Raw genomic sequence first — 8,164 nt, 5'->3', positions numbered from 1 at the left:
TATCTAAACTGGCGCAAACCTCGGGAACCGATATCCCCTCATCCAGCACCATGCCAGCAGCCTTGAGTTTGAACTCAGTTGAATAAGAATTACGCATATCCAAAAACACCTCAGATTTGGGCGCCATCATAGCGCCCGATTGAAGTGTCCAAAATCATTAGGCCAGTTCAGCCTGCTCGCGATGCTTTTCAGCTTTTCACACCTTCAACACTTTCCCGCCAATCGCCACGGCCACCAGCAACACGGCCATCAGCCCGAACGCGAAGCTCAGGCTGCTGCCATGAGCGACGAAGCCGATCAGCGCCGGTCCGGCGAGGATCCCGGCGTAGCCGAGTGTGGTAATTGCCGGTACGGCAATGCTTTCCGGCATGACGGTTTGTTTGCCCACGGCGGTGTACAGCACCGGCACAATGTTCGAGCACCCGGCGCCGACCAGCGCATAACCCACCAACGCTGCCTGCCAGCTGGGCGCAAATGTCGCCAGCGCCAGACCTACCGCCGCCGTCAGCCCGCCAAACACCATCACTTTGGTCGCGCCGAGGCGCCGCACAATCGCATCGCCGGTCAGACGCCCGGCGGTCATGGTCAGCGCGAACGCCGCATAACCGAGCCCGGCATACGCCGTGTCGATCCCGCGTTCCGACGCCAGGAACACCGCGCTCCAGTCGAGCACCGCGCCTTCGGTGAGAAAAACGATAAAGCACATCATCCCGATAAACAGCACGATGCCATGCGGCACGGCAAACGCCGGCCCGGAACTTTCGCTGCCATACGGCAACAGATGCGGCGCCGCTTTGAGCAGCGCGACAATCAGCATGACATTCACCACCAGCGTCGCGCCGAGCGGCGACACGCCGAGGCCGAGGAGGGCGCTGACACCCGCCGCGCCGACGATCCCGCCGAGACTGAACAAGCCATGAAAACCCGACATCATGGTTTTGCCGCTGGCGCGCTCGACGATCACCGCTTGCAGATTCACCGTCGAATCCACCGTGCCCAGCCCGGCACCAAACATGAACAACGCCGCAATCAGCGCCGGAATCGACGACACCGTCGCCAACAATGGCAGAGCCGCACAAATCAACAACACCCCGGCACTGACCACCCGCCGACAGCCAAAACGCGTGGCCAGCAACCCCGCCAGCGGCATCGCAATAATCGACCCGACGCCCAGGCACAACAGCAGCAAACCGAGCGTGCCTTCGTCCAGCCCGGCACGCGCCTTGGCGTAAGGCACCAGCGGCGCCCACGCGGCGATGCCGAAACCGGCGATGAAAAAAGCCACGCGGGTGGACATCTGCTCCAGGCGTCCGGGCACAAATGAGGTGGGGGTGTTGAGGTTGGTCATATCGATCCTTGGCAAAAAACGTCGCGTACCCAAGGGACAGTGACTTACCGGTCAGGTTCGATCAGCGTCCGCAGTGGTTCGCGGTCAGGCAGGGCGACATCGTTGCACAGCCCGACACTCCATCGCGAGCGCGGGTGTCACCTTCCTTCGCACAATCGGCGCAGCGCTTCGTCGCGCACTTGCAGAATCTCGAACAGGCCCAGCGCTTTTAACGCCGGCAAGGCCTCGACGATATCTTGCTCGGCCTGCTGTCGTTGTTCGTCTCTGGCACCTGCGTCGGTGAGCACTCGCGCATTGATAAGGAAGGCCCCAACCGTGCCTTTGCGCACCGTGGTGCCGTTGAATAGGCCTTGATCAAGATGGTCGGGAAGCAGGTCTTCGGCGCGCATATCGGTGACTCCTGTTGAATGAGTGCTCAGGCTAAAACGTTATCCGTGGCTAGACTGCGTCATCCAGGTCATTTGATAACGTGAAACTGCCAATGGTTAAACCACTGATATCCACCGAGCTGGCGCAGTCTTTAACGGCTGCAAGGCTGATCGCCGTCGCGCTCGACAGCCCGGTCGAGCGCCAAAGCGCGTTGCACCAGCATGCCCGCGGCCAATTGCTGGGCGCACGGCGCGGATTGTTGTCAGTGGACGCGGCGGATCATCATTGGGTGGTGCCGGCCACCCACGCGGTGTGGATTCCGCCTGATTGCCTGCACGGCTTGCGCTCACACGGTCCATTCCATGGCTGGAGCGTCTATGTGGCGGCGCCGGATTGCATCGGGTTACCGGAGCAGCCGTGCATCATCGCGACCTCGGGGTTACTCCGAGAAGCGGTTGATCGGGCCGCGACTTGGGGCGAGGCCGCACTCGATCAGCGCCAGGAACGGATCGCCCAACTCATCCTCGACGAAATCGCCGCGTCACCCACCGAGCCTTTCGGCCTGCCATTGCCCCAGAATCCGCGACTGCGGCGGATCACCCAGGCGCTGGTCGATGACCTGGCCGACAACCGCTCTCTGGAGCAATGGGCGCAGTGGGGTGGCGTATCGACAAGAACCCTGGCCCGGCGCTTCGTCAGCGAAACCGGCTTCACCTTCAGCCAATGGCGCCAGCGCGCGCGGTTGTTGCGAGCGCTGGAGTTGCTGGCGGCCGGGGCGGCGGTGACGACCGTTGCGCTGGAGTTGGGGTATGACAATGTGAGCGCGTTTGTTGCGATGTTTCGCCGGGCGTTTGGGGTGACGCCGGGGCGGTATTTCCTCGGGCCTTGAAGGTTTACTCGGCGTTATCTTTCGGCCAGCAAATCGCGATGACGCCACCGGCCAGGCTCAAGAAAAACAACACTTTGGCAGCCATGAACGCGACATCCACATCACTGGAGACTTTCCCTGCCCCGGACGCTGCACCGGCGACACCGCCCAGTCCGATCAATGCGCTGAAGAGGGAAATGGCCAGCAGGATAGCGGCGAGAATGGCAAGGGTTTTACGCATGGTGTAGCTCCTTTGTTGGTGGGTCTTCCGTGAGGATTAAGGTTATAGCTCTGGGCGACGGTCCGGGTGTTCGGCGTCGAAGCCTTGATGAGGGTGTGCGGGGAGTGGATGTTCTTTAATAAGATCAGGGAATCGCAACTTAGGGTCGGTACCAAGTCGTTGCCAAAGTTCGGAATAAAAATCATATAGTTTTTTGTCTGGTTTATAACCGAAGTTATACATAGGTTCAGGCTGCTCTTCGAATGCTCCTTTTAAGTTGCTTAGTGCAGTGGAGCTGCCGAATGACGCCGCTCGCTGATAATAGAATAACGCTCGAGGTTTGTTTTTTTTAGCGATCTCATAAAAGCTCGCGGTTTTCAGTATTGCATCAGGGTTGTCTTGCGCCCCAGCGCAGCGGTAATAGCGCTCAGCCATGTTGTCATCTTGCTTATCCCTGGGTAGCGCAAAAGCGAAGTATTGCCCCAGTTGGACTTGCGCCAGTGGGCTGCCCAACTGCGCAGCCTGAAACATGTAAGAATTGGCCATGCGATCCGACTTGAATATACCCCGTCCATGATCGGCAACTACGGCCCAGTCGTAATAACCCAGCGGGACTTTCAGCTTTACCATGCGCTCGTATAGATCGAGCATTTTGCCGGTGTTCTGCTCAACACCCGGTTGCCCTGGCCAGCCCGTACGATAAAGCGCCGCCATATTGTGCATGGCCTTCCAGTGGTCTTTAGCGATGGCTTTGTCGTAAAAGCTAACAATGGTGACCCAATCTTTCACCCCTCGTACTTTCTCCAAAACGCGAGCCTGTTGAAACCATTCTTCGGCTTCTGCATCCAGCGGTGGGTTGTGATCTTTTTCATAGGCGCAGGTGAAGATTGGGTAGGCCATGGCTGGCGCGCCGCTCAATATACAAATAAAAGCGATGCATAAAGCAGCAGCTTTGGCGGTGGCCGCCAGTTGCTTCCAGTGTCGATGTGTCATGACTTAATCTCGCTGCAGATCATATTTCCGGCCTGCGGTCTGGATGTTCTGCGTCGAAGCCTTGTTTGGGGTGGGGCGGGAGAGGGTGGTCTTTCATCAGATTCGGAAAGCGCAATTTTTGGTCGGCATTTAGTTGCTTTAATAGGCCGGCATATAGCTCGTGAAGCTTCGAATTTGGCTGATATCCAAAGTTGTATATTGGTCGGGGTGTAGGTTCAAAGGCGCCTTTTAGATTGTTTAATCCTGAAGAGCTACCCAGTGATGCGGCGCGTTGGTAATAAAACAGTGCAAGAGGCATATTTTCTTTAGAAATTTTATAGAATGCCGCTGTTTCTATAATTGCATCTGGTGAGTCTTGAGCGCCGGCACATCGGAAATAAGGTTCTGCCATTCGTGCATCTTGTTTGTCTCTGGGCAATTGGAACGCAAAATAATTTCCGATGCGGACCTGAGCCAATGGGTTACCTAATTGCGCGGCCTGGAATATATAGGAACTAGCCATTCGGTCCGATTTCATGATTCCACGCCCGTGTTCGGCGACCACAGCCCAATCGTAGTAACCCAACGGGACCTTGAGTTTCACCATGCGTTCGTATAAATCAAGCATCTTGCTGGTGTCTTGTTCAACACCAGGCTGTCCTGGCCAACCCGTGCGGTAGAGCCCCGCTAAGTTGTGCATCGCTTTCCAATGATCTTTGGCGATGGCTTTTTCATACAGCCCGACTATTGTTTGCCAATCTTTGATACCTCGTACCTTCTCCAAACCGCGTGCTTGTTGAAACCAGCGTTCAGCTTCAACATCTAACGGAGGATTGTGATCTTTTTCGTAAGCACAGGTAAAAGTTGGATAGGCCATGGCTGGAGCTCCGCTCAACAGGACAGAAAAGATCAAGGCACAAAAATATATAGCTTTAGTCAATGGCTTTGGCATACGGCGTCTCCACGTCCCAGAAGCGAGTTAGATGTGCAATCAAGGGCTTATCCAGGCTCTTCCTCTTCCAGTTTTCATCCATCACTTCGTTCCAATTTTTAAAGTTGGCAGCAGCATCGCAGCGCCCCTTGTCATCGTTAAACGATTCATTTGCATGCAACCCCCACAACTCCTCCCGCCACTGCTTCGCCAACTCCGGATCCGGCATCGCAACCCCCAATTCGGAGTCGGTATGCATACTGCGAGTATTGATATTCGCTGAGCTCAGCAAGCTGAAAACATCATCTACCACCAGCAATTTCGAGTGCACATAGATGTCTCGGAAATAGGCCTGTTCGCCTTTGCCCAACGTGCCGCCAGGCTCTGGTGTGCAGGCGGTGAGTGTGGCGATGGCGACTTTGATGCCCGGCAAATCCTTGAGGGTATAGGGTTTTGCATCTTCGCCGTCATCCGATTTCGGTTTGCCGAGTTCGGCGACGTCTTTTTGCTTAAGGCCGCCCATGCGTTCTTCCACTTCGGGGGTTACGCCCTTTTTTTCCAGTTCAGTGATCTGGCTTTTCAATACTTCGGCGCGATTGAGTTGAGCACGTTGTACGTAGGAATCGTTGTGTGGATTGGCTTCGAGGTAGGCCAGCTCGCTGCGTTTACGCAGCATGTCTTCTGTCAGGCTGCGTTGGGCCTGGGGCATCAGTTGTTCTTGCCCCAGTTCTTGCAGACTCGAATAAGTGGTACTGGAAAAATCCTTGGAGTTCGGGTTATTGGTGACCACGAATACATACAAGTCTTTATCTCGGCCCTTGGCCATGTAGGCCGCCGCCAGTTCACGCAATTGCCGGGAGAACGGCGCGTAGCGGAAGTACTGGTTTTCAAAGTAGGCGTAGTCGCGCACGTTACCCAAAGCCTTGTGATAGAGCTCCAGAATTGACGTTTCCGCGCCTTCTTGCGGTTGCGTGCGGCATATCTGCGCCGTGGTCGAACCGGCAGCTTTGAAGTTGTCCGGTTTGATGGGTTGGCGCTGCGCCTGCATCCCGTCTTCAAACCATTTTTTGACCCAGGAGGTTTCCCGATCCCAGGCGCTGGTGAAGTTGTGGTTCAGATCATGCAGGACCGGGCCTTGTACCTTGGTGGACAGGTCTTGCCAGGGCCCGAAACCCGGACTGCGCTGTGCGGCTTTGTCGTTGTACAAGTGCGCACTGGTGTCCCAGTAGTTGCGATGCATGTTGTGACCCATGACGAAACCTACTGCGTTCGCGGCGTCTTCATAGTCCACCAACACCATCTTCTGGTGGTGGCTGGCGAATAAGGTCAACCCCAACATGTGGGCAAAATGGGTGTCCGGCGCTTCGTCTTTCATCAACCGATACAAGGTTGCCAGGCGTCCTTTTTCCTTGGCCATCTGCGGTCCGCGGATGATCGCATTCAGCGGGATTTCGGTAGAAAAGTCTCGGGTGCGAAACTCGACGTTCTGCATTCGCTCATCGTGGATGCGATTGAACCATTCCCGGGTGTATTCCTCGTCGTCAGGTGAATACCCCGGGGCGCCCGAACCTCTGAGTTTGTTGTAGGCGCCTTGGCCGTTCAGTCTGGTTTCCGTGTCGGTCAGAATGTCCTGCAGCTCCTTTTCGCGCTTATCGTATCGATAGCCGCTGGTGCCGTAGGCAGGGATTTCACCGGCACGAAGTTTGGTCAATTCATGTTGGTGAATTGTGCGGCGATACTCCAGTTGCTGGCGATCTTCGAGCGTGCGATTGGAACCGGCGCTGCCCCTGGTCATGCCCGAGCCCATAGCCGTCCCGCCCGAGCCTCCCAGGCCATCGCCGATAATGGTGTTTTCAACAAAGTTGGCCAGCGGGTTCTTCCAGATCAACACGCGGGTCTTTACGCCGTGGCGTCCTCGAACGTCCAGCAGTTCGCCGATGCGATCGCCGCCCGGCTTGAAACGCATCGCCGGGTCGAATCCCCAACTGATAATTTCGACGCTCTTCTGCGCCGATTGAATCGCGTCGTATACCGCACCAAACGCCTTGTCACCATTGATCAGCGGGGTGACCTTAACGCCGACCCGCGGCGGGTACATCGCTTTGGCCGCGAACCAGTCCATGGTCAGGGCGGTGGACTTGTGCTCTTTCGGCGTCAGCTGAATCACTTCTTTGCTGTAATCAGTCGTCATTTAGAGGCTTCCTGCACTCAAAGGCTTTTCGGCTTGTTTGTCGGGTTCAGAGCCGCGCCACGGTAGTCATCCGCCGAGCTCAAGGGTTCAAGCTGGTCCGCTTTTGCGTGGTAGTCCCGGTAGCCCTGGCGTGCCAATTGCTGGTTTTGCGAGGCCGCTTCACCGCTTTCTTCCTTGGGCTCGATCTCGAAGCGGTGACCATTCACCAGTTCCACTGCGTAAGCCTGAGTGCCGGGCACATGATCGAACTTGATCACACCGTCTTCGCCGGTCAGGCCTTCCTGAATCACGGCACCATCGGCGAATAGCGTATAGGGTTCATCCTCGTAACCGGGATGGCCGGGCACTGCACTAATGGTTGCGCTGAGTTTATGAATGACTTCCGGCGCCGGTTGCGATTCGCCACGTTCGGGGACTTCGCCGGCCTTGTCAGACGCGGCGGGCAGGGGCACCAGCGGCAAGAGCGCGGCATTTCCGGTTCCGACGCCCGGTGCACCTCCGGCATTCAGTTTGATGACCGGTCCCACTACGGTTATACCGCCCGCATCCAGTTTGATGAAACTTCCGCCGGCTTTCACGGTGAGTTCCATACCTGCTTCGATGACCATCTTTTGCCCGGCCTTGAGATGGATTTCCTTGCCTGCCGTCATTAACTGCGCGGTCCCCAGTTTGATGTGCTGGTTTTGGCCAACCACCCAGTGATCATCAGCCTTCACCTCCACCTTACGATCAGCAATGGTGGTGCGATGTTCTTCCGCCTTCAGCTCGGTGTAAGTGTTCTTCTCCACCGTGTCATGCCGCTCATTGCCCACGCGAATCTTCTGATCGTGTTCAACGTTTTCATCCCAATCGCGCTGCGCATGCAGGTAGATCTGTTCTGCGCCTTTTTTGTCTTCAATGCGCAGTTCGTTGTACCCGCCGCCGCCCGGTGAGCTGAGGGTTTTGAACACGGTGCGGGTTTTGTTCGCGGGCAGTTCGTAGGGGACGAGGTTTTCCTTGTGGTACAAGCAACCGGTCACCAGTGGTTGGTCGGGGTCGCCTTCGAGGAAGGTGACGAGCACTTCCATGCCGATGCGCGGGATGGCGATGGCGCCGTAGCGGTCGCCGGCCCAGCTCGATGACACGCGCATCCAGCAGCTGGTTTTGTCGTCGGCCTGGCCTTCGCGGTCCCAGTGGAATTGCACTTTGATGCGGCCGTATTGGTCGCAGTGGATTTCTTCACCCTTGGGCCCGGTGACCAGCGCGGTTTGGCTGCCGAGCACGCG

The 8,164-nt window shown here is 56.8% G+C and carries 8 protein-coding genes; 1 reads left to right on the top strand and 7 read right to left on the bottom strand.

Annotated elements, in window-relative coordinates; translation table 11 throughout:
* Positions 1-196: 196 nt before the first annotated feature.
* Together BI292_RS07020 and BI292_RS07015 are read right to left on the bottom strand one after the other, a co-directional pair.
* A complete protein-coding gene (locus BI292_RS07020; protein WP_092279794.1) occupies positions 197-1,348 on the bottom strand; it encodes an MFS transporter in 1,152 nt (383 codons plus the stop codon).
* A 137-nt stretch (positions 1,349-1,485) separates the two neighbouring features.
* Positions 1,486-1,737, bottom strand: coding sequence for a hypothetical protein (locus BI292_RS07015; RefSeq protein WP_101207437.1), 252 nt, complete (start codon positions 1,735-1,737; stop codon positions 1,486-1,488).
* Between the two features lie 92 nt (positions 1,738-1,829).
* Between BI292_RS07015 and BI292_RS07010 the strand changes: the two genes are divergently transcribed.
* Positions 1,830-2,606, top strand: coding sequence for a helix-turn-helix domain-containing protein (locus tag BI292_RS07010; RefSeq protein WP_101207436.1), 777 nt, complete (start codon positions 1,830-1,832; stop codon positions 2,604-2,606).
* 4 nt (positions 2,607-2,610) lie between these two features.
* Here the strand turns inward: BI292_RS07010 and BI292_RS07005 are convergent, their stop codons facing one another.
* The 5 genes from BI292_RS07005 to tssI all read right to left on the bottom strand — a co-directional run.
* Positions 2,611-2,826, bottom strand: a complete 216-nt coding sequence (locus tag BI292_RS07005; protein ID WP_101207435.1) for a hypothetical protein — start codon at positions 2,824-2,826, stop codon at positions 2,611-2,613.
* A 42-nt stretch (positions 2,827-2,868) separates the two neighbouring features.
* Positions 2,869-3,798, bottom strand: a complete 930-nt coding sequence (locus BI292_RS07000; RefSeq protein WP_256592629.1) for a tetratricopeptide repeat protein — start codon at positions 3,796-3,798, stop codon at positions 2,869-2,871.
* A 19-nt stretch (positions 3,799-3,817) separates the two neighbouring features.
* Positions 3,818-4,729, bottom strand: a complete 912-nt coding sequence (locus BI292_RS06995) for a tetratricopeptide repeat protein (RefSeq protein WP_256592628.1) — start codon at positions 4,727-4,729, stop codon at positions 3,818-3,820.
* Positions 4,710-6,830: a phospholipase D-like domain-containing protein gene (locus tag BI292_RS06990; protein WP_256592627.1), complete on the bottom strand. Its 2,121-nt coding sequence runs from the start codon at positions 6,828-6,830 to the stop codon at positions 4,710-4,712. Before BI292_RS06990 ends, BI292_RS06995 begins: the two co-directional genes overlap by 20 nt.
* An 86-nt stretch (positions 6,831-6,916) precedes the next feature.
* The coding region (tssI, locus tag BI292_RS06985; protein ID WP_157831220.1) for a type VI secretion system tip protein TssI/VgrG at positions 6,917-8,164 on the bottom strand (1,248 nt) is incomplete at its 5' end.

Source organism: Pseudomonas sp. 43NM1 (assembly GCF_002836905.1).
Taxonomy (GTDB): Bacteria; Pseudomonadota; Gammaproteobacteria; order Pseudomonadales; family Pseudomonadaceae; genus Aquipseudomonas; species Aquipseudomonas prosekii.
Note: the sequence above shows the minus strand (reverse complement) of the source record. Positions and strands in the feature narration are given on the sequence as shown.

Coding starts and splice junctions, on each gene's coding strand:
- BI292_RS07000 (WP_256592629.1), bottom strand. CDS start 3,798: ATGACACATCGACACTGGAAGCAACTGGCGGCCACCGCCAAAGCTGCT.
- BI292_RS06990 (WP_256592627.1), bottom strand. CDS start 6,830: ATGGACTGGTTCGCGGCCAAAGCGATGTACCCGCCGCGGGTCGGCGTT.
- BI292_RS06995 (WP_256592628.1), bottom strand. CDS start 4,729: ATGCCAAAGCCATTGACTAAAGCTATATATTTTTGTGCCTTGATCTTT.
- BI292_RS07020 (WP_092279794.1), bottom strand. CDS start 1,348: ATGACCAACCTCAACACCCCCACCTCATTTGTGCCCGGACGCCTGGAG.
- BI292_RS07010 (WP_101207436.1), top strand. CDS start 1,830: ATGGTTAAACCACTGATATCCACCGAGCTGGCGCAGTCTTTAACGGCT.
- BI292_RS07015 (WP_101207437.1), bottom strand. CDS start 1,737: ATGCGCGCCGAAGACCTGCTTCCCGACCATCTTGATCAAGGCCTATTC.
- BI292_RS07005 (WP_101207435.1), bottom strand. CDS start 2,826: ATGCGTAAAACCCTTGCCATTCTCGCCGCTATCCTGCTGGCCATTTCC.